General features: G+C 50.7%; 25 protein-coding genes, 1 pseudogene and 1 riboswitch. Of the genes and pseudogenes, 14 read left to right on the forward strand and 12 right to left on the reverse strand.

The features are described 5' to 3' along the window. Positions 1-47: 47 nt before the first annotated feature. The 5 genes from HMPREF9370_RS00285 to HMPREF9370_RS00305 all read right to left on the reverse strand — a co-directional run bounded on the left by HMPREF9370_RS00285 (position 48) and on the right by HMPREF9370_RS00305 (position 5,243). Positions 48-284: a TM2 domain-containing protein gene (locus HMPREF9370_RS00285; RefSeq protein ID WP_009115214.1), complete on the reverse strand. Its 237-nt coding sequence runs from the start codon at positions 282-284 to the stop codon at positions 48-50. Between the two features lie 210 nt (positions 285-494). Beyond that, complete coding sequence (locus HMPREF9370_RS00290; RefSeq protein WP_370992365.1) at positions 495-1,067, reverse strand: 5-formyltetrahydrofolate cyclo-ligase; 573 nt, start codon at positions 1,065-1,067, stop codon at positions 495-497. Between the two features lie 588 nt (positions 1,068-1,655). Further along, positions 1,656-2,834 carry a phosphoglycerate kinase gene (locus HMPREF9370_RS00295; RefSeq protein WP_009115217.1) on the reverse strand — a complete coding sequence of 393 codons (1,179 nt, stop codon included), beginning with the start codon at positions 2,832-2,834 and terminating at the stop codon, positions 1,656-1,658. 161 nt (positions 2,835-2,995) lie between these two features. Beyond that, a complete protein-coding gene (gene hemL, locus HMPREF9370_RS00300) occupies positions 2,996-4,279 on the reverse strand; it encodes a glutamate-1-semialdehyde 2,1-aminomutase (RefSeq protein WP_040666710.1) in 1,284 nt (427 codons plus the stop codon). A gap of 103 nt (positions 4,280-4,382) precedes the next feature. Beyond that, a complete protein-coding gene (locus tag HMPREF9370_RS00305) occupies positions 4,383-5,243 on the reverse strand; it encodes a hypothetical protein (RefSeq protein ID WP_009115219.1) in 861 nt (286 codons plus the stop codon). Between the two features lie 291 nt (positions 5,244-5,534). On the opposite strand from HMPREF9370_RS00305, the pseudogene HMPREF9370_RS00310 reads away from it, so the two are divergent. After that, positions 5,535-5,699 (forward strand): annotated as a pseudogene (locus HMPREF9370_RS00310) (AzlD family protein); the annotation flags it as partial. A 49-nt stretch (positions 5,700-5,748) separates the two neighbouring features. Here the strand turns inward: HMPREF9370_RS00310 and lysS are convergent. Both lysS and HMPREF9370_RS00320 read right to left on the reverse strand, forming a co-directional pair. Next, the gene (gene lysS / locus HMPREF9370_RS00315; protein ID WP_009115222.1) at positions 5,749-7,263 is read right to left on the reverse strand and encodes a lysine--tRNA ligase; all 1,515 of its coding nucleotides are present in this window, start codon (positions 7,261-7,263) and stop codon (positions 5,749-5,751) included. 177 nt (positions 7,264-7,440) lie between these two features. After that, a complete protein-coding gene (locus HMPREF9370_RS00320; protein WP_040666712.1) occupies positions 7,441-7,917 on the reverse strand; it encodes a TlpA disulfide reductase family protein in 477 nt (158 codons plus the stop codon). A 143-nt stretch (positions 7,918-8,060) separates the two neighbouring features. On the opposite strand from HMPREF9370_RS00320, the gene arsC reads away from it, so the two are divergent. Together arsC and HMPREF9370_RS00330 are read left to right on the forward strand one after the other, a co-directional pair. After that, positions 8,061-8,417 (forward strand): arsenate reductase (glutaredoxin), encoded by a 357-nt coding sequence (gene arsC / locus HMPREF9370_RS00325; RefSeq protein WP_040667245.1) that lies wholly within the window; start codon positions 8,061-8,063, stop codon positions 8,415-8,417. A gap of 9 nt (positions 8,418-8,426) precedes the next feature. Beyond that, complete coding sequence (locus HMPREF9370_RS00330) at positions 8,427-9,074, forward strand: YdcF family protein (protein WP_009115226.1); 648 nt, start codon at positions 8,427-8,429, stop codon at positions 9,072-9,074. Between the two features lie 171 nt (positions 9,075-9,245). Here the strand turns inward: HMPREF9370_RS00330 and HMPREF9370_RS00335 are convergent, their stop codons facing one another. After that, entirely contained in the window at positions 9,246-9,539 is a 294-nt protein-coding gene (locus tag HMPREF9370_RS00335; RefSeq protein WP_009115227.1) for a hypothetical protein, read from the reverse strand. A 126-nt stretch (positions 9,540-9,665) separates the two neighbouring features. Here HMPREF9370_RS00335 and HMPREF9370_RS00340 point away from each other — a divergent pair, with 126 nt between their 5' ends. Both HMPREF9370_RS00340 and HMPREF9370_RS00345 read left to right on the forward strand, forming a co-directional pair. Further along, positions 9,666-10,085: a CopD family protein gene (locus HMPREF9370_RS00340; protein WP_040666713.1), complete on the forward strand. Its 420-nt coding sequence runs from the start codon at positions 9,666-9,668 to the stop codon at positions 10,083-10,085. A 24-nt stretch (positions 10,086-10,109) separates the two neighbouring features. Continuing rightward, a complete protein-coding gene (locus HMPREF9370_RS00345) occupies positions 10,110-10,586 on the forward strand; it encodes a CYTH domain-containing protein (RefSeq protein ID WP_009115229.1) in 477 nt (158 codons plus the stop codon). A gap of 238 nt (positions 10,587-10,824) precedes the next feature. Here the strand turns inward: HMPREF9370_RS00345 and HMPREF9370_RS00350 are convergent, their stop codons facing one another. Beyond that, on the reverse strand, positions 10,825-11,718 hold the full coding sequence (locus tag HMPREF9370_RS00350) for a LysR family transcriptional regulator (RefSeq protein WP_009115230.1): 894 nt from the start codon (positions 11,716-11,718) through the stop codon (positions 10,825-10,827). 101 nt (positions 11,719-11,819) lie between these two features. Between HMPREF9370_RS00350 and HMPREF9370_RS00355 the strand changes: the two genes are divergently transcribed. The 4 genes from HMPREF9370_RS00355 (at position 11,820) to HMPREF9370_RS00370 (ending at position 14,291) form a co-directional block, all read left to right on the forward strand. After that, positions 11,820-12,230, forward strand: a complete 411-nt coding sequence (locus HMPREF9370_RS00355) for a DoxX family protein (protein ID WP_009115231.1) — start codon at positions 11,820-11,822, stop codon at positions 12,228-12,230. 54 nt (positions 12,231-12,284) lie between these two features. Further along, positions 12,285-12,890 carry a nitroreductase family protein gene (locus tag HMPREF9370_RS00360; protein ID WP_009115232.1) on the forward strand — a complete coding sequence of 202 codons (606 nt, stop codon included), beginning with the start codon at positions 12,285-12,287 and terminating at the stop codon, positions 12,888-12,890. Between the two features lie 178 nt (positions 12,891-13,068). Then, positions 13,069-13,854: a 4,5-DOPA-extradiol-dioxygenase gene (ygiD, locus tag HMPREF9370_RS00365; RefSeq protein ID WP_009115233.1), complete on the forward strand. Its 786-nt coding sequence runs from the start codon at positions 13,069-13,071 to the stop codon at positions 13,852-13,854. Between the two features lie 92 nt (positions 13,855-13,946). Beyond that, a complete protein-coding gene (locus tag HMPREF9370_RS00370) occupies positions 13,947-14,291 on the forward strand; it encodes a cupin domain-containing protein (RefSeq protein WP_040667247.1) in 345 nt (114 codons plus the stop codon). 63 nt (positions 14,292-14,354) lie between these two features. Here the strand turns inward: HMPREF9370_RS00370 and HMPREF9370_RS00375 are convergent, their stop codons facing one another. Continuing rightward, entirely contained in the window at positions 14,355-14,582 is a 228-nt protein-coding gene (locus tag HMPREF9370_RS00375; RefSeq protein ID WP_009115235.1) for a surface lipoprotein assembly modifier, read from the reverse strand. A 187-nt stretch (positions 14,583-14,769) separates the two neighbouring features. Here HMPREF9370_RS00375 and HMPREF9370_RS00380 point away from each other — a divergent pair, with 187 nt between their 5' ends. The 3 genes from HMPREF9370_RS00380 (at position 14,770) to HMPREF9370_RS00390 (ending at position 17,206) form a co-directional block, all read left to right on the forward strand. After that, positions 14,770-15,417, forward strand: coding sequence for a hypothetical protein (locus tag HMPREF9370_RS00380; protein WP_156792942.1), 648 nt, complete (start codon positions 14,770-14,772; stop codon positions 15,415-15,417). 125 nt (positions 15,418-15,542) lie between these two features. Continuing rightward, entirely contained in the window at positions 15,543-16,385 is an 843-nt protein-coding gene (gene fghA / locus HMPREF9370_RS00385) for an S-formylglutathione hydrolase (protein ID WP_009115237.1), read from the forward strand. Positions 16,386-16,471: 86 nt separating this feature from the next. Further along, the gene (locus tag HMPREF9370_RS00390) at positions 16,472-17,206 is read left to right on the forward strand and encodes an LOG family protein (protein ID WP_009115238.1); all 735 of its coding nucleotides are present in this window, start codon (positions 16,472-16,474) and stop codon (positions 17,204-17,206) included. 404 nt (positions 17,207-17,610) lie between these two features. Here the strand turns inward: HMPREF9370_RS00390 and thiC are convergent, their stop codons facing one another. Further along, positions 17,611-19,485 (reverse strand): phosphomethylpyrimidine synthase ThiC, encoded by a 1,875-nt coding sequence (gene thiC / locus HMPREF9370_RS00395; protein WP_009115239.1) that lies wholly within the window; start codon positions 19,483-19,485, stop codon positions 17,611-17,613. Positions 19,486-19,578: 93 nt separating this feature from the next. Continuing rightward, a riboswitch (TPP riboswitch) is annotated at positions 19,579-19,675 on the reverse strand. Positions 19,676-19,887: 212 nt separating this feature from the next. Next, positions 19,888-20,694 carry a hydroxyethylthiazole kinase gene (gene thiM, locus HMPREF9370_RS00400; RefSeq protein ID WP_009115240.1) on the reverse strand — a complete coding sequence of 269 codons (807 nt, stop codon included), beginning with the start codon at positions 20,692-20,694 and terminating at the stop codon, positions 19,888-19,890. 162 nt (positions 20,695-20,856) lie between these two features. Between thiM and HMPREF9370_RS00405 the strand changes: the two genes are divergently transcribed. Together HMPREF9370_RS00405 and HMPREF9370_RS00410 are read left to right on the forward strand one after the other, a co-directional pair. Beyond that, positions 20,857-21,120 carry a hypothetical protein gene (locus tag HMPREF9370_RS00405; RefSeq protein ID WP_040666715.1) on the forward strand — a complete coding sequence of 88 codons (264 nt, stop codon included), beginning with the start codon at positions 20,857-20,859 and terminating at the stop codon, positions 21,118-21,120. 239 nt (positions 21,121-21,359) lie between these two features. Then, positions 21,360-21,887 (forward strand): PepSY domain-containing protein, encoded by a 528-nt coding sequence (locus HMPREF9370_RS00410; protein WP_009115242.1) that lies wholly within the window; start codon positions 21,360-21,362, stop codon positions 21,885-21,887. Positions 21,888-22,188: the final 301 nt, after the last annotated feature.

Here is a 22,188-nt window from a genome sequence, read left to right on the forward strand (position 1 = left end):
ATATGATTTTTTTTAGTTGATTCATTATAAGCCGTGTCCAATCAGATTTAAACCACAATTGCTCCGAAAGAATCCGTCGGTTTAAACGCAGCCAGAATACCTTCGATGATGCCGATCACAGTGGGAATAAACGTCCAGCTCAGCAAGAAATAAAGTATGCCCATCCACACACGGCCGGCGCAGAACTTATGCACGCCGAACGTGCCAAACAAAAGCGCCATGGCCACATACAGAGCTTTATTACAGGTGTGGGGATAGGTTGCGGCGTAAGAAACCGTTTGCATGGTTGGATTTCCTTTTCAAATACATTCATAAAGGGGCATAACCGAAAAACTTACTCATCAGTCAAGTAGCGGCAAGGCAATATCGTAGGATATGAAGTTTTCTGGCTGTGATGGCCCGTTCGGCTTCCAATATTCCGTCTATCTCGCAGATTTAAAGAGTTTTTTCAGTAAAGAAAAGCAAATGCAGCAAAATGCCTGTCTGAAGTCTTTTCAAAACCAAACAATACCGTTTTCAGACACAAAGCCGTCCAAACGCATATCATGCATTTCGTTCGGCAGCTTTCGTATCATTTGGCAAGCAAAGCCCGCACCGATTTTCAAAGGCTTGCCAAAGCGCGCGCGCGCCAGCGAAGCATCATAAAACCCGCCGCCCTGCCCCAAACGGTAGCCTTGCTCATCCACGCCCACCAACGGCAGCAACATAATATCCATTCGTTCGGCGCGCACTTTTCTGCCTGAAAACTGCGGAATATCCAAACGGCCTTTTCGGTTGCGTTCCGGCGCCAATCCAACATGGTAAGGTGTAAACCAAAGCCGCAGGCTGCGTTTTTCAATATAAGGCAGATAAACTCGCACACCTCGCTTGAACGCACTGCGAACCAGTTCATCCAACACCAGCTCGCTGCCCACCGGCCAATACACCGCCATTTTTTTACCGCGTTTGAGCAGCTTTTTCATATTCCGATTGGCGGCAAGCGTGACTCGGCGGCGTTCCCGACCGGAAAGGCTTTTGCGTGCCCGGCGCAGCCGGCGGCGGATTTCGTGCTTGCTATGCGGCATGATGGTTTCCTGATATTAGGCGAGTTAGCGTTTATGCCTGTCTGAAAAATATTTCAGACAGGCATTTGTTTATTTAATAGCAATAAACTCATTGTTTATCATGGTTTGGTCATGCTTGGGCTTGACCCGAGCATCTCTAAATGTCCTCGTGACTGAAGATACTCGAGTGAAGCCGAGTATAACGAACGTGCTATTTTTTAGTTAATTTGGTATGTACGCCTTGAATGTCAGTTTTCCCTTTATTTAAGATTGCGCTTCATGGCCGCGCGGCCACTTACTTTCTTTGCTTCGCCAAAGAAAGTAAGCAAAGAAAGGCGACCGCGGTTACCGGTTTGCTACGCAAACTGCCCTCACTGCGCATGCTTTTCGGGGCGGCCGCTAGTCGCTACGCTCCGAGAGCGGCCTTACTCTCCCGAAAATCCTGCTCCGTTCGGCGGCGCCAGCGGGCAGGCAACAATAGCCAAGATTTACTAATGGCTTCAGCGCTCGATTTTTTAAATCGATTCACTATACTTAATAAACAATGCCTGTCTGAAAAGGCTTTCAGACAGGCATTGTATGTTGTTCCCACTAATCGGAAAACCGTTTGATTTAGCCTGCAAATTTCTCCAACGCGGCTACGGCGGGCAATTCTTTACCTTCCAAAAACTCGAGGAACGCGCCGCCGCCGGTGGAAATGTAGCTGATTTGGTCGGTAATGCCGAATTTGGCTATGGCTGCCAAAGTGTCGCCGCCGCCTGCAATCGAGAAAGCAGGGCTTTCGGCGATGGCTTTGGCCAACACTTCGGTGCCGCCTGCAAACTGGTCGAACTCAAACACGCCGACTGGGCCGTTCCACACCACGGTGCCGGCTTTTTTCAACAAATCGGCCAATTGCCCGGCTGATTTCGGGCCAATGTCGAGAATCATCTCGTCGGTTGCTACGTCGTCGATTGATTTCACGGTAGCTTCGGCATTTTCGGCAAACTCTTTGGCCACCACCACGTCAATCGGCAGCGGCACGGCGCCGCCTTTGGCCGACATTTTTTCCATGATTTTTTTCGCTTCGTCCACCAAATCGGTTTCCGCCAGCGACTTGCCGATGGGTTTGCCTTGCGCCAGCAAGAAAGTGTTGGCAATGCCGCCGCCCACAATCAATTGATCCACTTTGTCGGCCAAACTTTCCAAAATGGTCAGCTTGGTAGACACTTTGCTGCCTGCCACAATGGCCACCATCGGGCGGGCGGGTTCTTTGAGGGCTTTGCCCAAAGCGTCCAATTCTTCGGCCATCAAAATGCCGGCGCAGGAAAGCGGCGCGGCGGTGGCAACGGCTTCGGTTGAAGCTTGCGCACGGTGCGCGGTGCCGAATGCGTCGTTCACAAACACGTCGCACAACGAAGCGTAGGCTTTGCCCAGCTCGGCGGCATTTTTCTTCTCGCCTTTGTTAATGCGCACGTTTTGCAGCATGGCCACTTCGCCGGCGGCCAAATTGGGTTTGTTTTCCTGCCAATCGTTCAACACTTTCACTTCTTTACCCAACAGGCCGCCCAAATGCGCGGCAACGGGCGCAACGTCGTCTTCGGGATGAAACTCTCCTTCGGTCGGGCGGCCGAGATGCGACATCACAATCACGGCGGCGCCGTTGTCCAACGCGTATTTGATGGAAGCCAGCGATGCGCGGATGCGGGTGTCGTCGCTGATTTTGCCGTCTTTAAACGGCACGTTCATATCGGCGCGGATCAATACGGTTTTGCCTTGTACGTTTTGTTCGGTGAGTTTTAGAAATGCCATGTTTTGATTCCTTAGTAGTCGGATTGGATTTATTAATGTGTGATGTGATTATGCTTGATTGGGCCCGACCGGGTAAAGGCGGCTCGGCTGGACGGTATCGGAAAAAACTTGAATGCCTGTCTGAAAGCCGCGTTACCCGCTTTCAGACAGGCATCGGCCGCTTAAACCGGCATGGCGGCAAACACTTTGCGCGCTGCTTTCACGGTGTCTTCAATCAGCTCCGGCGTGTGCGCGGCAGACATAAAGCTGGCTTCGTAAGCCGACGGGCCGAATGCCACGCCTTCCTCCAGCATGCCGTGGAAAAAGCGTTTGAAATTCTCGATATTTGAAGCCGTCATATCGGCGTAGGTTTCGGGCTTTTTGCCGGCGAAATACAGGCCGAACATACCGCCCACCGAATCGGCGGTAAACACCGTGCCTGCCGCCTGCGCGGCTTCCGCCAGCCCGTTTACCAGCTGCTCGGTGCGCTCGCTAAGGTTTTCGTAGAAACCGGGGCGCTGAATAATTTCCAGCGTTTTCAAGCCGGCCGCCACGGCAACGGGGTTGCCGGATAAAGTGCCCGCCTGATACACGCCGCCCAAAGGCGAAATGCAGGCCATGATTTCTTTTTTGCCGCCAAACGCCGCCAGCGGCATACCGCCGCCGATTACCTTACCCATGGTGGTTAAATCGGGCGTGATGCCGTGCAGCGATTGCGCGCCGCCCAAAGCCACGCGGAAACCGGTCATCACTTCATCGTAAATCAACACGCTGCCGTTTTCTTCGGTAATCCGGCGCAGGGTTTGCACGAATTCGCTGCTCGGTTTCACCAAATTCATATTGCCTGCAATCGGCTCGATAATCACGCAGGCGATTTCGTGGCCGAACCCGGCAAACGCTTCTTTCAACGCTTCGGTATCGTTGTAAGGCAATACCACGGTATGTTTGGTGAAATCGGCAGGCACGCCGGCGGAGCTGGGGTTGCCGAATGTGAGCAGGCCGGAGCCGGCTTTGACCAAAAGGCTGTCTGAATGGCCGTGGTAGCAGCCTTCGAATTTCACGATTTTGTCGCGGCCGGTGTAGCCGCGCGCCAGGCGGATGGCGCTCATGGTGGCTTCCGTGCCGGAGCTTACCAAGCGCAGCTGCTCCACGCTCGGCAGGATTTTGGCGATTTCTTCGGCAATCACGATTTCCGCTTCGGTCGGCGCGCCAAACGACAAACCGTCTACAGCCGCTTCGCGCACGGCTTCGAGCACTTCGGGATGCGCGTGCCCCACAATGGCCGGCCCCCATGAGCCGACATAGTCGATATATTGCTTGCCGGCCGCATCCCACACAAACGCGCCCTGCGCTTTTTTAATAAAACGCGGCACGCCGCCGACGCTGCCGAATGCGCGCACAGGCGAGTTCACGCCGCCGGGAATAATGGCTTTGGCGCGGTTGAAAAGCTCTTCGTTGCGGTTCATAGGTTTATCCTTACCATAATCAAAACAAGTTTTCAGACAGGCATTGCCTGTCTGCGTGATACCAATCAATTTTATCAAGCCGTAAGTAAATAAGGCCGCATCTTTAGCTGGTGACTTTTTGTTGAAAATCTTGCAGCAATTTATCGTCTTCTTCCAGCAATCCCACAATTTGCTCTTTAATATCGCCTGCGGCGATTTCATAACCTTCTTTATCCCATGCTTGCATAGACACGGGCTTTTGGTCTTGTACATTAAAGACGATTTTGGCCATTCCGCCGCCATCGGTATAGTAGAGCGTATGCGTTTGTGTCTGATTCGGAAAATCCATGACAATGCGGGACTTGATTGTGCCTTGGGGATAGGTTGTTACCAAATCGATTTTGTCAGTAGAAAAATCCCGTATATAAGCCGATAGCTTGTTATCCGTATAAAAAGCGCCTATCCCTTGCCAAACGCCGTCCTCATATTTACCCTGCATATTTACCAAACCATCAGGCTGGAACCATACCAAATGGCTGTCGCCCATAGCAGAGTCGAAATCATTAACGTCTCCGCCGCGTTTGATGACAAACACATTCGTTTGGGGCGCTTTATTGTTTTGATAAAAATCCTGCACCACCCAACGGCCGTCTGCGGTTTGGCCTTTGACAACCCGGTAATAACCATCAGGCGACGGGCCCGGCTTCTGCTCGGCATCTTTTCCAAAATAAATTATCACTTGTTTTTGGGTAGGTGTGAAAGTGAAAACCGGTTGGGGGTTTGCGGGCGGCGTGGCCAGAGCGGCCAAATCATGTTTATCCAAACCAAGCTCTGAAGCTTGCGGTGCAGATTTATCCGCTTTTTTCCCAAAAATTTTAAATAATTTCGCTCCTGCTGAAAGCAGATCGGTACCGCCTTCTAAAGCACCCGGTTTGCAGGCACATAAACTGAAAGCAGCAACGATAATCAAAGTGAGTTTGCGCATATTATATTTTCTTCTATCATTTATAGTTGTTTACGAATGGCACCACGCCTGTCTGAATACCAGGATATGGTTGTTCGGATTTTAACAGATTCAATCCGCCGCCGCGCACTACATGCCCGAGTTTGCACAATTGTATTCGTTATAATGACAAATTTTCTTCAAATTGCCCAAACGAAAACTTCCTATGGTTCCTCCCCAACCTTCCCCAAAGTCCGAATTGATGCGTAGCATGAAAAAAGTGGTGCCGGTATTGTTCGGCATGTTGCTGTTTGCACTGATATTAGGTGTGCAGGCTGCGTGCTGATTGCCGTGATTGCGCCGCATTTTGTGTCCGACAAACCGCACGAGTTGATTGCGCTGGCAATCACGCTGCTTGCCGCAAGCAGGCTTTCCATGCTGCCGACCGTATTGATTGCCGTGGCTTCGACAGGTATTTTGGGATATGTGATGGGATAAAAAATGCCTGTCTGAAAAGCTTTTCAGACAGGCATTTGGCTATCTTGATTTATTCGGGGCGCATTTGCGGAAACAGAATCACATCACGGATAGACGGCGCATCGGTGAGCAGCATCACCAAGCGGTCTAAGCCGATGCCGCTGCCGCCGGTGGGAGGCAGGCCGTATTCCATGGCGCGGATGTAGTCGGCATCATAGTGCATGGCTTCGTCGTCGCCGGCATCTTTCTGCGCCACTTGCGCTTTAAAGCGGGCGGCTTGGTCTTCGGGGTCGTTCAACTCCGAATAGCCGTTGGCCAACTCGCGGCCGACGATAAACAGCTCGAAGCGGTCGGTCAGTCCGGGTTTGGTGTCGGATGCGCGCGCCAGCGGCGACACTTCCACCGGATAGTCGATGATAAACGTCGGGTTCCACAGTTTGCTTTCCGCACAGCCTTCAAACAAGGCCAGTTGCAGGCTGCCGATACCGGGCGACGGCGGGATTTTTTCGCCGTGTTTCACGATTTCTTTTTTCAGCCACTCGGCATCGTTTAACTGTTCGTCGGTATATTGCGGGTTGTATTTTTTGATGGCTTCGAGAATGGTCAAACGCTCGAACGGGCTTTCCAAATCCACTTCTTTGCCGTTGTAGCTCACTTTGGCGTTGCCACACACTTCTTTGGCGGCATGGCGGATCACGCCTTCGGTCATTTCCATCATGCGCTCGTAAGTGCAGAACGCTTCGTAGAATTCCATCATGGTGAATTCGGGGTTGTGGCGGGTGCTCATGCCTTCGTTGCGGAAACTGCGGTTGATTTCAAACACGCGCTCCAAACCGCCCACAACCAAGCGTTTCAGATACAGCTCGGGGGCGATGCGCAGGTAAAGCGGCATGTCGAGCGCGTTGTGGTGGGTAACGAAAGGCTTGGCCGTGGCGCCGCCGGGAATCGGGTGCATCATCGGGGTTTCCACTTCGAGATAACGCTCGTTGACCATGTAGTTGCGCACGGCTTGGATGATTTTGCTGCGTTTGATAAAGGTGTCGCGCGAATCTTGGTTGGTAATCAGATCGGCGTAACGCTGGCGGTATTTCTGCTCTTGGTCGGTCAGGCCTTTGTGTTTGTCGGGCAGCGGACGCAGCGATTTGGTAAGCAGATGCAGCTTGGATGCGCGCACGGTCAACTCGCCGTGGTTGGTTTTGAACAGCGAGCCTTCCACGCCGATGATGTCGCCCAAATCCCAATGTTTGAAGGCGTTGTGCACGTCTTCGCCCACGCCTTGGTTGTTCACATACACTTGAATCTGGCCGCTCACGTCTTGGATGGTGGCGAAGCTGGCTTTCCCCATGGCGCGTTGCAGCATCATGCGGCCGGCCACTTTAACGGGGATTTCCTGCGGGTCGAGCTCGGCTTTTTCCAGCGAACCGTATTGCGCCTGCAAATCGCCTGCGAAGGCGTCGCGCTTGTATTGGTTGGGGAAAGCGGTGCCGTGTTTGCGCAGTTCGTTTAATTTTTCGCGGCGCAGGGCGATGATTTGGTTTTCGTCTAACTGGGGTTCTTCGGTTTGGGGATTGTGTGGTTGACTCATTCTGCTTTTCCGAAAATTCAGGCAGTTACATACCGCCTGTTAATCAAATTAAACCGAGCATTTTACGCCGGTTCGGTGTGTTTTAAAAGCATATAGGCAGCATAAATGCCTGTCTGAACATGTTCAGACAGGCATTCTTAAAATATGGTTGCGATTTTTTTAGGCCGAATCTTCCGATCAACCCAGCTTACACTGCATCCGCACAGCCTTTACCGCCTCATCCAGTTTAGCCGCATTCACTTCCCCCGCAATGTTTTGGCGTTTGTCGCATTTATCGGCATAAACCACGGTATAAGGCACCCCGCCGAATTGATTGCCGAGTGTTTTCATAAACGCGCGGCTGTCGTTGCCGGAATAATGCCATACCGGATAAACCACCGGCGTTTTTTGCAAAAACTGGCCGATGCTTTCGCGCTTATCAATTGCCACCCCAACCAGCGACACTTTTTTCTTATCCTGTTTTTGATACCATGCCGACATGGCCGGCATCTCTTTGCGGCAGGGCGCACACCATGTCGCCCAGATATTGACCACTTTAACCTGCCCCGGCAAAGCCCGGAAGTTTTGCGGCTTACTGCTTTTCCAGTCTTGCAGATCGGCAGCCGGTACTTGCGCGGCACACACAGCAGCCAACAGCATCATTAATTTTTTCATCATATTTCCTTGTTAAACTGAATCCTGTTTATCAAGCGGGAGATTGCACGCGACAAAACATTAACGCTGGCATACAATAACGCAACCTGTAATGCCTGTCTGAAAACAGCTTGATTATTGAAAAACAACTTTACCAAAAAACCATGGCAAACATCATTCTTTATCACAATCCCCGCTGCTCCAAATCACGTGACGCACTCGCCCTTTTGGAAAGCCGAAACATTCAGGCCGAGGTTATCCGCTATTTGGACACGCCGCCCGACTTTGCCGCACTGGAGGGCATCTTCCAAAAGCTCGGGCTTGATTCTCCGCGCGGCATGATGCGCGTGAAAGACGAATTGTACAAAACCCTCGGGCTGGATACAGCCGAACTCAGCAACGAGCAGCTTTTACAAGCCATCGCCGAGCATCCTGCCCTGTTGGAGCGCCCGATTGCCATTGTCGGCAACCGCGCCGCCATCGGCCGACCACTGAATAATATCGAAGCGATTTTACCCTAAAAAATCTGCATGAACACATTCAAAACCGGCAAAAGCCTGCTGCGCTATTTTTTCGTCGGCATATTCGCCAGCCTGATGCTGCCCATATTGCTGATGCTTTATTGCGCTTTTGATGTTTACCAAACAGGCAATGCCAAGCCGCAAACGATATACGCCGATGCCGCCGTGGTGCTCGGCGCCGCCGCTTGGGGCAAAAACCCTTCTCCCGTATTTCGCGAACGCATCAATCATGCCATCACGCTTTACCAGAGCCGGCGTGTAGAAAAGCTGATTTTCACCGGCGGCTCACCGAAAGAAGGCTATATGACGGAAGCGGAAGTCGGCAGGCGTTATGCTTTAAAGCAAGGTGTACCGAAAAAAGATATTTTGTTTGAAAACACTTCGCGCGATACGTTTCAAAACTTGCAAAACATCCGCAAGCTCTTGCGCGACAACGATATCGACACCGTTATTCTCGTGAGCGACCCCTACCATCTGGCTCGCGCACGCACAATGGCGCATGATTTGGGCATCAATGCCGCCACATCCGCCACTCCGACCAGCCGCTTTACAGAAAGCGAAAAGCGCCGCCGGTTTCTGATGCAGGAAACTTATGCGTTGTTTACTTACCGTTGGAATCATTGGAGCACGCGTGTTTTGAGCGCGCTGCATTTATAGCTATATAGTTAAACCACTTACATAATAACAGCCCCGTCATACTCGGGCTTGGCTCGAGTATGACGGGTGTATTATTTTTAAGTTGATCCGCTATAGTCAATCAAATTACCTTAATGGCAACAATGCCTGTCTGAAAACACCTTTTCAGACAGGCATTGTTCATCGCACGGTTTAACGTTTTTTCTTATTGGTGTTTTTGCTGCCTTTGGGCTTTTTTTCTGCCGCAGCCAAACGCTGCGCCACAAATTCAACCATCAAATCCTTCTTTTCCCAGAAAAAAGTTTCCATTTTCGACAGCGAATAAATTTTGCGCACCATGGCCGGCAAACCGGCATGAATAATGGCCGCCACTTCCTTATTGGTTTCCTCGGCATCCATCGCCTGTTGCAGGTCGATGCCTTTACCGTCAAGATATTCTTGCAGCGATTTTTTCACACCGCCGTGGATTTCAAATTGTCCGATCATTTCGTTTTCCTTCGTTTAGCATAATCAATAATGCGGAGGGCATTCTAACAAACTTAACCGGCTGCCGTGCTGCTTACAACAAACTTTAACGATATAATGCGGTTTTCTTCCAACGCCTGTCTGAAAATGTATCTCTGGTTTAAATTCATCCATATCTTCTTCATTATTTCCTGGTTTGCCGGACTGTTTTACCTCCCCCGCATTTATGTAAATCTGGCAATGGCGGCGCCGGAAAGTAACGAATATGAACGACTAATGGTCATGGCAGAAAAACTGTTTAAGTTCATGACACCGCTGGGCATAGGCGCCTTGCTTAGCGGTATCATTGTGCCTTTTACCGTTAATTGGTGGGCCAACGGCTGGGTACATGCGAAAACATCCATCGGGTTTCTGCTGGCCGTCTATCATGTTTACTGCTGGGTGCTTTTGCGCGCCTTCCGCACAAAAGCAAACCGCCACAGTCATAAATGGTATCGCTTTTTCAACGAGATTCCCGTGATATTAATGATTGCCGCGCTTTATTTAGTGGTATTCAAGCCTTTCTAACAGCCGATTCAAACAAGGAAAACCATGAGTAATATCGAAACAGAGCGCCGCTTTTTGATTAGAAACGATCATTGGAAAGCCACAGCCTCCGAACCCAAACTGATGAGCCAAGGCTATTTAAGCGTTGAAAAAGAACGCACAATCCGCGTACGCATTATCGGAAATCAAGCATGGCTAACGCTGAAAGGTTATATTTCCGATATTACCCGCAGCGAATTTGAATATGAAATTCCACTGGCCGACGCCCAAACAATGATGGATACAATGTGTCCGTTCAAACTGGAAAAGAGCCGCCACGAAGTAGTGTATGAAGGCTTTACTTTTGAGATAGACGAATATTTCGGAGAAAATGCCCCGCTGATTGTGGCCGAATTAGAGCTGCCTTCGGAAGACACCCCTTTTCCCAAACCCGATTGGCTCGGCGAAGAAATCACATCCGACGGAAAATACACAAACGCTTATCTGAGCAAACATCCTTACTCAGAATGGTATAGCAAATAAACTTAAGAAAAAGTACACACGTCATACTCGGGTTTGACGCAAGCATCTCCCGACATGACTGAAACTCAACATACTCGGGGCAAGCCTGAGTATGACGGCGCTGTTACTATGAAAGTGGTTGAACTATAGCAAAAACTGCTAAGCCAAGATAATCCTTCACAAAAAAGCTGACAAATTGGGCCGCAAATCTGCATACAATATAAAAACAGGCTGCGCCCTATTTCCACTAAGCCGGTTTTCAGACAGGCATTTCAACCTTCCCACTCAAAAAATCAATAAAACTCCTCACCTTAGCACTTAAAAACGCGCGGTCAACATAAGCGGCGTAGAGTTTCGAGGTAACGAAACGGTATTCCGGCAGCAGGCTCACGACTTTGCCGGTGGTTAAGTCCTCGTCCACACACCATTCGGGCTGAAAGCCGATGCCGCAGCCCGCCCGGATCAGGCTGCCGACCATGAGCGTGCTGTCGCTGTGTATGGTAGAAGTTAATTCGAGCAGGCTGCGTTCACCGCTGGATTTATGTTGGATTTCGATGCGGCTCATGTCGGTGTAGGAAGGCAACACGGCAGTGTGTTGTGCCGCTTCTTCAGGGGTTTGCGGAACGCCGTTTCGCCGCAGGTAATCCGGCGAGGCAAGCAGAAGAAATTCGATATCGGCTAATGGCTTGACAATCAGCGAGGGGTGGGGAACTCTAGAAACGCGCAAGGCAAGGTCGAAGCCTTCGGCGATGAGGTCGGTGCGGCGGTTGGTGAGCACCAAATCAAGCGACACTTCGGGATAAAGCTGTTTGTATTCACTGATCCAGCGGCTGATGCGCGGGTTGGCAAACCATTGCGGCATGGTGATGCGCAAAATGCCTTGTGGTTTTTCGGTAACGCCGGCGGCTTTTTGGGCAGCGGTTTCGAGGGTTTCGAGGGCGTGGCAGCATTGGCGGTAGTAAGCTTCTCCGGTTTCGGTTAGGTGCAAGTTGCGGCTGTTGCGGTGCAGCAGTTTGGCTTGGAGGGTATTTTCCAAATGGCTGACATGTTTGCTGGCCATGGCGTTGGAAATGCCGAGATGCTCGGCGGCACGGGTAAAGCTGCCTTTCTCAACCACTTGGCGGAAAACTTTTAGGCTGAACAGGGTATCCATGATTTCTTAATAGGAAACGGTTATTCAATAAAATAAGTATATATCTACAAACAAGAAACTTCTATACTGCACACCGTAAATCAATAACCCGAGTAATTAAAATGACCGCTTCACACAACAACTTTGCCCGTTTCCAACCCATTTTGCTGTCGGTGCTGCGCATCACTTCGGCCTATATGTTTATGCTGCACGGCACGGCGAAACTGTTTGCGCTGCCGCATATCGAGCGTTTTGACGGCTTGCAATTGATGTCGCTATTAGGCTTGGCCGGCGTGCTTGAAGTGTTCGGCGGCGCGTTACTGCTGCTGGGTTTGTTTACCCGCACTGTGGCGTTTGTATTGTCCGGCATGATGGCGGTGGCTTATTTTATGTTCCACGCTGCCAAAACGCCTTTATTCCCGCTGATGAACAATGGTGAAGCGGCGGCTCTATTCTGCTTTATTTTCCTGTATCTCTCAGCGGCAGGAGGCGGCGCTTGGGCGCTGGATAATCAATTGAACAAAAAAGCATAATGCCTGTCTGAACCATCAATCTTCCCTATATTTATCTCTATAAAGGAAAATACCATGACTTACCAAACACTCCAAAAAGCCGCGGCAACCCGCCGTTCCGTTTATGCTTTAAACAAAAACCTGCCTGTGCCTGTCATAGAGGTAATGGACATCATCCAACACGCCGTGCTGCACACGCCTTCTGCCTTCAACTCGCAATCTACCCGCGTGGTGGTGCTGTTCGGCGCAGATCATGAAAAGCTGTGGCAGCTTACCGAAGAAGCTTTGCGCGCCATCGTGCCCGCCGACAAATTCGAGCCGACCAAGCAAAAGCTGGATGGTTTTAAAGCCGCAGCCGGTTCGGTGCTGTTTTTCGAAGACCAAAACGTGGTGAAAGGCTTGCAGGAACGCTTCCCCAGCTATGCCGACAATTTCCCCGTTTGGTCGGAGCACACCGACGCCATGCACCAATATGCCGTGTGGACCACGCTGGCCGCAGCCGGTATCGGCGCCAACCTGCAACACTACAACCCGCTGATTGACCACGCCGTTGCCCAAGAATGGTCGATTCCCGCCAACTGGACATTACGCGCGCAAATGGTATTCGGCGGCATTGAAGCACCCGCCGGTGGAAAAACGTTTGAACCGCTGGAAGACCGCCTGAAAGTATTCGGCCTGTAAGCTGTTCAATTGATTATGCCTGTCTGAAAACGAACAACGCGCGGTTCTGTAAAGCTGGAACCCAATCCGTTTCAGACAGGCATTGTTATTGAACAAGTGGTTTAACGATAGCCAAGCCGATTAGCTTGTGATTTCAAAATAAACCAAGACTGTTTCAAAACATTTTTCATACGGCCTTATGAACAAAACACCCGCCTTATTTCTCGGCCATGGCAGCCCGATGAACGCCATTGAAGCGGATAATCCGTTTAACCGAGGCTTCCGGCAAGTGGCTGTGCAGTTTCCCAAGCCCCGCGCCATATTGATGATTTCCGCACATTGGTACAGCGATGCCCTGCAAGTATCCGGCAGCAACACACCGGGCATGATATATGATTTTTACGGCTTTCCCGAAGAGCTGAACCAAGTGCAATACCCGGCTCCCGGCAGCCCCGAACTGGCCGCTGAAGTGCAGCGTTTGCTCGACCCCGAGCCGGTATCTGTAGATAACAGACGGGGATTTGATCACGGCACTTGGAGCGTACTCAAGCATCTTTATCCCGATGCCGATATTCCCGTGGTGCAACTGAGTCTGAACCGCCACCGACCCGCCGAATGGCATTTTACATTGGCGCAAAAGCTCAAGCCTTTGCGCGAGCAAGGCGTGTTGATTGTCGGCAGCGGCAATATCGTTCATAACCTGCGCACCATCAGTTTTGCACATATCCGCCAGCCGGGCGCGGCTTACGAATGGGCGGAAACTTTCCGCCGCAACATCAACCAAGCCATTTTGCATCATGACACGGAAACCCTGATTCACTACCCGCGCTTAGGCGAAGCTGCTGCACTATCCGCGCCCACACCCGAACATTATCTGCCGCTGCTCTACATTATGGCGTTGCGTGACGATAATGACGAAGTGCAGTTATTCAATGATGAAATCGTCGGCGGTTCGTTGAGCATGACTTCGGTGTTGATGCAATAAACGGTTTTAGTTGATGATTTTAATCAATGACTTATATTTTCAGACGGCCTAAAAGCTTAGGCCGTCTGAAAAAGTCCGTAGGAGGCCGCGTTGTGAATATCCCCGATATTATCCGTTTCGCCGACTATCTGACCGACCGCCCCGCCGAATCCGTCCGCACGGTTTTGCATGAAGGGCGGCAGATGAATATGGTTCTGTGGCAAATTCCTCCCGGCGGCAAACTGCCTGCACACCGCCATCCGCAAGGGCAGGATATTTGGGTGGTTTTGCAGGGGCATGCCGAATTGCTGGATGATGCAAACAGCCGCCGGATAATCAGTGCGGGCGAAAGCATCGTGATTGATTCGGGCCTGATACACGGCGTGCAGAATACGGGAACGCAAGATTGCGTGCTGGTTTCCGTGGTTTATGCCGGTGCGGGGTTCGAGGCGGTTTGAATACATGCCTGTCTGAAAAACTTTCAGACAGGCATGTTTATTTGCTATAGCTTAATCGATGCTTTAAAACATTTTCACTAATGACAACCCGACTTCATTTTGCCGGTATTGATACATCCATTTGACATTGCTGTTTACCCGACAGTGTTTGAATGTAAAAGTCGGTTTCATGCCGGCAATGGGCAATGCTCCATTGGATTGAGAAAGATAGGCATAAATAAATGCCTTTCCCTGAAAATAAGTGTAATTTTGATAAAAAGTGACCAATTTATTCAATCCAATTATTTTCATGAAAAAAATTCAGTATATAAACACCAAGTGAATCTGATATGCTTTTGGAATTCAAAAGATGACCGTTAGTCGGTAGCACACAATACAAACTTTCAAGAGGAAAAACCATGTTTAGTTTTAATATGACTTTTCAAAAAAAAATAGAGTACCATCGGTAGTGATGTGTGGTTTCGTTCTAATAGCATTTATGAAGTCTACTCATGCTGCTCCAAGTAATACTACTCTAAGTAATAATAGTCTTTTAGATACATTGGTCAAGCAGGGAGCTACTTATAGTGGTATTCGCACGGCAACAATTTTGCAGGCTAGTCCTGTGTCTAGCAAAATAAAACCAAAAGTACCGGCTAAATTGGCATTTACCCGGTCAGGTGCTGAATTTAAATTATCTGAACATGGTCCTCGGGATAATCAACTTGTGATTTCAGTGTTGGGAAAACTTCAAACCAATGGAGGATGGCGGGGTCAAGATGAAGAAGTCAGACTCACAATAGATCCGAACGGAAATGTGAATGGCAGCGCTTATGACGGCCCTCTAGTCTATCAAATTAGTGGCCGTGTTTCGGAAAAACGCGCAGTATTGCGAGTGCAGCAAGAAGCTGTAGAAGGATCTCCCGAGCGTCTGGCAGGGCTGCGTCATGTTTATAATTATTCTTTAGATCGCCAAGGTGGCGGAGTAGTCAATACGCAGCACGGACAAAAACAAAAGGCCGCTGTGCAGCAAGCTAAAACGGCTAATAAGGGTAAGTGTAAAAAAGTGCGTTGGAAACTCAAGCCCTCAATGAATTATTCAAGTGGCACAATTGATACCGTTCGTGTTCCGGTGTGTGTAAAGTAACCGCTTCCGACTTTCGTCAAATTGATAAAATGCCTGTCTGAAAAACCTTTAGCTTGGCCTCACACAGCTGTTTTCAGACAGGCATTTTCCATTTGGACAATATTAAAGATAGAAAAGCATAAACAATGAGCGATTTAACCTTAATTTCCCGCAATAAAATGTTCAACGGCCATCACGAGCGTTATCGCCATTTTTCCGAGAGCACGCAATGTGAGATGACTTTCGCCATCTATTTGCCTCCGCAGGCGTTGCAAGGTTATCGAGTGCCCGTTTTATATTGGCTCTCCGGCCTGACTTGCACGGATGAAAACTTTGCCGTCAAAGCCGGCGCGCAGCGTTTTGCGGCGCAATGGGGCATCGCGCTGGTGATACCGGACACGTCGCCGCGCGGCACTCAGGCGGCCGATGATGAAAGCTATGACTTAGGGCAAGGCGCCGGCTTTTATGTTAATGCCACCGAGGCACCGTGGGCAGCGCATTACCGGATGTATGACTATATAGCACACGAGCTGCCTGCTCTGGTTGAAGCCAACTTCCCCGTAACCGACCAACGCAGCATCTTCGGCCACAGCATGGGCGGGCACGGCGCTTTGCAGATTGCCTTGAAAAATCCGGGGCGTTATGCTGCCGTTTCTGCTTTTGCGCCGATTGTGAATCCGAGTGAAACGCCTTTGGGACAAAAAGCATTTACGGCCTATCTGGGCGGCAACCCGGCAACATGGGCGCAATACGACAGCACGGAATTGGTTAAACATGCCGAAAAGAAACTGCCGATTCTGATTGATCAAGGCGATGCCGACGATTTCTACCCCGAAGAGCTGCAACCGGAAAAATTCGTGGCCGCCGCACGCAATCAGGGCTTTAATGTTCAATTTAATATGCGCAAAGGTTATGACCACAGCTATTTCTTTATCGCCAGCTTTATTGACGTGCATATTGAATTTCATGCCGATGCTTTGGGCTTGTAGGCCTTGCCGCAGCTTTTCAGACAGGCATTGCCCGGTTTGCCCTTTATGGTATATTCCAACACTCAAAACCTTAAACAAAACACATCATGAGCCTTAACAGCAAACTCCCTTTTCCTTCCCTTCCCGAAGATGCCCGTTCCGACATCCGCGCACGCGAGTCTTACCACTTGCTCAAAATCATGTCGGAATTTGTGGAAGCCGGCGAAGAGCTGCGTGCCATCCAGCCTGCCGTGAGCATCTACGGCAGCGCACGCACTCCGGCCGACCATCCCGATTACCTGTTTACCGAACGGCTCGCCCGCAAACTTTCCGATGTCGGCTTTTCCGTGATTTCCGGCGGCGGGCCGGGCATTATGGAAGCCGCCAACAAAGGCGCGTTTGCAGGCAAAAGCCCCGCGGTCGGCCTTAACATCACGCTGCCGCACGAGCAGACCGCCAACCCTTACCAAGACCTTTCCGTGACTTTTCAGCATTTTTTCCCGCGTAAAGTTATGTTCGTCAAACACGCCGTGGCCTATGTAACCATGCCCGGCGGCTTCGGCACGCTGGACGAACTGTTTGAAAGCCTCACGCTCGTGCAAACCGGCAAAACACCCGCCCGCCCGATTATTCTGGTAGGCGAAACCTTTTGGCGCGGCCTGATTGATTGGGTAAAAGCGCAGTTGCTTGCCAACGGCATGATTAGCCCCGAAGATATGGATTTAATCCGGTTGATGGACGACGAAGACGAAATCGTCGCCTATATTTTTGAGCACTACGAGCGCACGCAAAACGGATTTTGCAATATTCCAATCCAAAACACCTGGGAGCTGGGTTTGTAGGCAATAGATTGCTGAAGATTGAGTATGGTAGCAAATGATAAGAATGCCTGTCTGAACAAAGTGGTTGTTCAGACAGGCATTGCATTAGGAAACCGACATATACTTAATCAAATAAAAATTAGTATATATAGCAGATAAACTTATGTTTGATACAAGGCAGCAAGCCGCAAACTTGGCGGTATGGTGAATCAACTGAAAAATAGTACACTCGTCATACTCGGGCTTGACCTGAGTATCTCCTAGGCTTACCGGAACTCAAGATACTCGGGTCAAGCCCGAGTATGACGATATCGTTATTATGTACGTGGATTAACCATAACAAAGCGGCTGGAAAAACAAAATGCCTGTCTGAAAACTCATGTTGCTCGTTTTCAGACAGGCATTTGCTTGCTTATTTATGCTGCTTAGCTGTAAATCTCAGCACCTTTCTTCATAAACTCAATCGCTTTTTCTTCCATGCCTTTTTGCGCGGCGGCGTAGTCGCGCACTTCCTGCGTGATTTTCATTGAGCAGAATTTGGGGCCGCACATTGAGCAGAAGTGGGCAATTTTTGCGCCTTCCGCCGGCAGGGTTTGGTCGTGGTAGCTTTCGGCGCGTTCGGGGTCGAGGCCGAGGCGGAACTGGTCGCGCCAGCGGAATTCAAAGCGGGCTTTCGATAAGGCGTTGTCGCGCAACTGCGCACCCGGCCAGCCTTTAGCCAGGTCGGCGGCGTGGGCGGCCAGTTTGTAAGTAATGATGCCGGTGCGCACGTCTTCTTTGTCGGGCAGGCCCAAATGCTCTTTCGGGGTAACGTAGCAGAGCATGGCGGTGCCGTACCAGCCGATATTTGCCGCGCCGATGCCCGAAGTGATGTGGTCGTAGCCGGGGGCGATATCGGTCACCAATGGGCCGAGCGTGTAGAAGGGCGCTTCAAAGCAGTGTTGCAGCTCTTCGGTCATATTTTGTTTCACGCGTTGCAGCGGCACATGGCCGGGGCCTTCGATCATCACTTGCACGTCGTGCTTCCACGCTTTGGCGGTCAGTTCGCCCAGCGTGTGCAATTCGCCGAACTGCGCGGCATCGTTGGAATCGGCAATGCAGCCGGGGCGCAGGCCGTCGCCGAGGCTGAACGACACGTCGTAAGCCTTCATGATTTCGCAGATTTCGTCGAAATGGGTGTAGAGGAAGTTTTCCTGATGGTGCGCCAAACACCACTTCGCCATAATCGAACCGCCGCGCGACACGATGCCGGTGATGCGCTCGGCAGTCAGCGGCACATAGCGCAGCAGCACGCCCGCATGGATGGTGAAATAATCTACGCCTTGCTCTGCCTGCTCGATTAAGGTGTCACGGAACAAATCCCACGTCAGGTCTTCGGCGATGCCGCCGGTTTTTTCCAAAGCCTGATAAATCGGCACGGTGCCGATGGGCACGGGCGCGTTGCGGATAATCCATTCGCGCGTTTCGTGAATATGCGCGCCGGTGGACAAATCCATAATCGTATCGGCACCCCAGCGCAGCGACCACACCATTTTTTCCACTTCTTCGGTGAGCGAGGAAGTAACCGCCGAATTGCCCAAGTTGCCGTTGATTTTCACGCGGAAGTTGCGGCCGATAATCATCGGCTCCAACTCGGGGTGGTTGATGTTGGCAGGAATAATCGCGCGGCCGGCGGCGATTTCGCTGCGCACAAACTCGGGCGTGATTTGGTCGGGATGGGTGGGCAGGTTTGCGCCGAACGATTCGCCCGCGTGCTGTTTGATGATTTTGGCATAACGGGGGTCGCGCCAGATTTCTTCCATTTTCATACGCTCGCGAATGGCGACAAATTCCATCTCCGGCGTGATGATGCCTAGTCTTGCATAATGCATCTGGGTAACGTTTTTACCCGCTTTGGCGCGGCGCGGCTGGGTGATTTGATTGAAGCGCAGATGGGCGGTTTTCGGGTCGTGAGCGCGTTCGAGGCCGTATTCGCTCGACAAACCAGGCAGGATTTCGGTGTCGCCGCGCTCGTTTATCCATGCGCCGCGCACATCGGGCAAGCCTTGTTTGAGGTCGATTTTGGCCGACGGGTCGCCGTACACGCCGCTGGTGTCGTATACCGGAATCGGCGGGTTCGGCTCGCGGCCTTTGTCGGTTACGGTGTCGTCTTGGGCGATTTCGCGCAGCGGCACGCGGATGTCGTCGCGGCTGCCTTGCAGATAGATTTTGGTGGAATTCGGATAGGCAAACTGAATGCCTAAGTCGTGGGAAAGCTGGTCGAGTTGCTTGGCTTCGTTGCCAGTGGTTTTGGTGGCCATAAAAATGCTCCTGTTTCTCGGTTGGGGGATGAAACAGGAGCGGTGTGTTGGGTTTTCAGGTAGGCATTGGTTTGATTTATGCCTGTCTGAAAAGCAGCTTCGCTGAAAACTCCCCACGCAAGTATTATCTTGTTCGGGTAAAAGGGTAACTCTCAGCCGCCTTATTCGGGCAGCACCCCTGTTTCTTAAGGCCGATTAAAACATAAAGCACGGATGCTTGCAAATGCCTGTCTGAAAAAGATTTATTTTTCAGACAGGCATTTGCAAACTTCATAATAGTTCAACCGCTTACAGTGTAAGCTTACCGTCATACTCGGGCTTGACCCGAGTATCTTGATGTTCGGTAATATTGCAAGATGCTCGGGCTATCCCCGAGCATGACAGGTTATAGTTATATAAAGCTTACGATAAAGCTTCCAGCAGGCAGCCTTGCCGGATAGCCGATTCGGGCAAGGTATATAAAGCATCCAGCAATTCGGCTTGTAAACTGCCCGGGCCGCGTGCGGCAGCGGCAGTAGTTTGGCCGCACAAACCGTAATATGCAAGCGCGGCGGCCGCAGCGGCAGTCAAGTTTTCGGGATGAGTAGCAGCAAAAGCAGCCGTAACGGATGAAGATGTGCAGCCCGTACCCACCAATGCCGCCATCATCGGGTGGCCGTTGCGGCAGGCGTAGGTTTCGGTGCCATTGGTAATGTAGTCGGTAGCGCCGGTCATGGCGATGGTGCAGCGGTAGCGTTCGGCAGCCTGACGGGCAAGCTCCAGCGCCTGCTTGGGCGCACTGCCCGCATCAATGCCTTTGTTTTGATGCGCCACGCCGATAAGCTCGGCGATTTCTCCGGCATTGGCGCGAATGATGTTTACCGGATATTGCGCCAGCAGCGATAGCGCGGTTTCTCGGCGAAACGCCGTCGCCCCCACGCCTACGGGGTCGAACACCACCGGAATGCCTTTGTCTGCCGCAGCCTGCATGGAAAGCTGCATGGCGGCAATGGTGTATCGGTTGAGTGTGCCGAGGTTGATAACCAGCGCATCGGCAAGGCCGGTCATTTCTGCCGCTTCTTCAACCGCGTCGGCCATAATCGGCGACGCCCCCACCGCGCTCAAAGCATTGGCCTGAAAAGGCGCAGCGACATAGTTGGTAATGTTGTGAACCAAAGGGTTGCGGCGGCGCACGGCGGCAGCCATATCGGCAACGGAAATCATGATCATGCGGCTCCTAAACAGCGGTTTAATTTCAAACGATTAAAACATAAAGCCAAAACGCTTGTAAAACACAATGCCTGTCTGAACAGCATTTCAGACAGGCATACGATAGCCAATATACATAAAATGCTGTATGGTATTCATTCCACAACCAAGAGGAGCTTTACCATGAGCCTGTTTAAAAAAGACGATGTGGATCTGAGCAAAATCAAACCACAACCCTATGAAAGCTTTGAAGAAGCCGAGCGCCGGCGCGAAGAAGAAGCCACCGAAGTGCACGAGCCGCTAACCGAGCGGCAGAAAGAAATCGTGCGCGAACAAAGCGGCATCAACCCGATCACCCAAACCGTGAGCGACGCGATGAAAGAAGTCAACAACGTGCCCGAAATCGACCGCAAGTTTGAAGGCTTTATAGAAGAAGACAAAAAATAAAGCACTATTTATCGAAATGCCTGTCTGAAAATCATTCCTTTCAGACAGGCATTCGCTATAGTGCATCAATTGAAAAATAGTACACTCGTTATACTGGGGTCAAGCTCGAGTATGACGGCACTGTTACTATGTAAGTGGTTTAACTATCATACATTACAAAAAATTAACATTATCCCTAATTTCCCACTAAATATCAGCCTGCAATATAGCGGCATGAAAAACGTGAAAGGAATAAATCAATGTTTAACACAACAAAAAAACTGGCCGTAGCCACCGCCCTAATTCTTGCCACCGCTTCCACCGGCGCCGTAGCAGCCGACGCATATGTTTCACCCAAACACGCCGCTTTGGCGCAAAGCAAAATTTCCGCTCAGCAAGCCATTGATATCGCATCCAAAAAAGTAAAAGGCTATGCCGAAGAAGTGAACTTCGAGCACAAAAACATCAGCAGCTACTACGAAGTCGACATCATCGCCAACGGCCAAAAACACGAAATCAAAATAGACGCCGCCAACGGCAACATCCTGGCTGAAAAAACCACCCCCCATTACAACCAATCCGCCGCACAACCTGCCGTTTCCCTCAAACAAGCCGTTACAGCCGCTTTGGCTAAAACCGGCGGCCACGCCAAAGAAGCCGACCTGAAACACAAGGCCGGCGAAGTGTTTTACAAAGTGGAAACCGTAAACAAGGGCCAAAAACAATATGTGAAAGTCAACGCAAAAACCGGAGCGGTAGAAGCCGTGCAGCCGCATGACCATTTTTAATTATCACGGCTTTATTTTGAGGATTACCTGAAAAATAACATCCATCATACTCGGGCTTGACCCGGGTATCTCCTAACATTAACGCAATGCGAGATATTCGGGTCAAATCCGAGCATAACGGTATGGCCACTAAGCCATCAACATTAAACAAGCCGCCTGATCTAAATTTAGGCGGCTTTCATTGTGGCAAACAGGAATGCCTGTCTGAAAGTTTGAGCTTCGCAGAAACTCGTGCAGCTTGTTTTCAGGCAGACATTTTGGGGATATTTTGATTGGGCAAGTAATTATCTTTACGCAAATT

Origin of the sequence: Neisseria wadsworthii 9715, from assembly GCF_000227765.1 — a bacterium.
Lineage (GTDB): Bacteria > Pseudomonadota > Gammaproteobacteria > Burkholderiales > Neisseriaceae > Neisseria > Neisseria wadsworthii.

Excerpts from the sequence above, each read along its gene's own strand:
- lysS (WP_009115222.1), bottom strand. The coding sequence starts at position 7,263 with ATGAGTCAACCACACAATCCCCAAACCGAAGAACCCCAGTTAGACGAA.
- HMPREF9370_RS00405 (WP_040666715.1), top strand. The coding sequence starts at position 20,857 with ATGAGCCTGTTTAAAAAAGACGATGTGGATCTGAGCAAAATCAAACCA.
- HMPREF9370_RS00330 (WP_009115226.1), top strand. The coding sequence starts at position 8,427 with ATGAACACATTCAAAACCGGCAAAAGCCTGCTGCGCTATTTTTTCGTC.
- thiC (WP_009115239.1), bottom strand. The coding sequence starts at position 19,485 with ATGGCCACCAAAACCACTGGCAACGAAGCCAAGCAACTCGACCAGCTT.
- HMPREF9370_RS00335 (WP_009115227.1), bottom strand. The coding sequence starts at position 9,539 with ATGATCGGACAATTTGAAATCCACGGCGGTGTGAAAAAATCGCTGCAA.
- fghA (WP_009115237.1), top strand. The coding sequence starts at position 15,543 with ATGAGCGATTTAACCTTAATTTCCCGCAATAAAATGTTCAACGGCCAT.
- HMPREF9370_RS00305 (WP_009115219.1), bottom strand. The coding sequence starts at position 5,243 with ATGCGCAAACTCACTTTGATTATCGTTGCTGCTTTCAGTTTATGTGCC.
- HMPREF9370_RS00320 (WP_040666712.1), bottom strand. The coding sequence starts at position 7,917 with ATGAAAAAATTAATGATGCTGTTGGCTGCTGTGTGTGCCGCGCAAGTA.
- HMPREF9370_RS00295 (WP_009115217.1), bottom strand. The coding sequence starts at position 2,834 with ATGGCATTTCTAAAACTCACCGAACAAAACGTACAAGGCAAAACCGTA.
- HMPREF9370_RS00340 (WP_040666713.1), top strand. The coding sequence starts at position 9,666 with ATGTATCTCTGGTTTAAATTCATCCATATCTTCTTCATTATTTCCTGG.
- HMPREF9370_RS00355 (WP_009115231.1), top strand. The coding sequence starts at position 11,820 with ATGACCGCTTCACACAACAACTTTGCCCGTTTCCAACCCATTTTGCTG.
- HMPREF9370_RS00410 (WP_009115242.1), top strand. The coding sequence starts at position 21,360 with ATGTTTAACACAACAAAAAAACTGGCCGTAGCCACCGCCCTAATTCTT.
- hemL (WP_040666710.1), bottom strand. The coding sequence starts at position 4,279 with ATGAACCGCAACGAAGAGCTTTTCAACCGCGCCAAAGCCATTATTCCC.
- HMPREF9370_RS00350 (WP_009115230.1), bottom strand. The coding sequence starts at position 11,718 with ATGGATACCCTGTTCAGCCTAAAAGTTTTCCGCCAAGTGGTTGAGAAA.
- HMPREF9370_RS00375 (WP_009115235.1), bottom strand. The coding sequence starts at position 14,582 with ATGAAAATAATTGGATTGAATAAATTGGTCACTTTTTATCAAAATTAC.
- arsC (WP_040667245.1), top strand. The coding sequence starts at position 8,061 with ATGGCAAACATCATTCTTTATCACAATCCCCGCTGCTCCAAATCACGT.
- HMPREF9370_RS00345 (WP_009115229.1), top strand. The coding sequence starts at position 10,110 with ATGAGTAATATCGAAACAGAGCGCCGCTTTTTGATTAGAAACGATCAT.
- HMPREF9370_RS00380 (WP_156792942.1), top strand. The coding sequence starts at position 14,770 with ATGAAGTCTACTCATGCTGCTCCAAGTAATACTACTCTAAGTAATAAT.
- HMPREF9370_RS00390 (WP_009115238.1), top strand. The coding sequence starts at position 16,472 with ATGAGCCTTAACAGCAAACTCCCTTTTCCTTCCCTTCCCGAAGATGCC.
- HMPREF9370_RS00360 (WP_009115232.1), top strand. The coding sequence starts at position 12,285 with ATGACTTACCAAACACTCCAAAAAGCCGCGGCAACCCGCCGTTCCGTT.
- ygiD (WP_009115233.1), top strand. The coding sequence starts at position 13,069 with ATGAACAAAACACCCGCCTTATTTCTCGGCCATGGCAGCCCGATGAAC.
- thiM (WP_009115240.1), bottom strand. The coding sequence starts at position 20,694 with ATGATCATGATTTCCGTTGCCGATATGGCTGCCGCCGTGCGCCGCCGC.
- HMPREF9370_RS00285 (WP_009115214.1), bottom strand. The coding sequence starts at position 284 with ATGCAAACGGTTTCTTACGCCGCAACCTATCCCCACACCTGTAATAAA.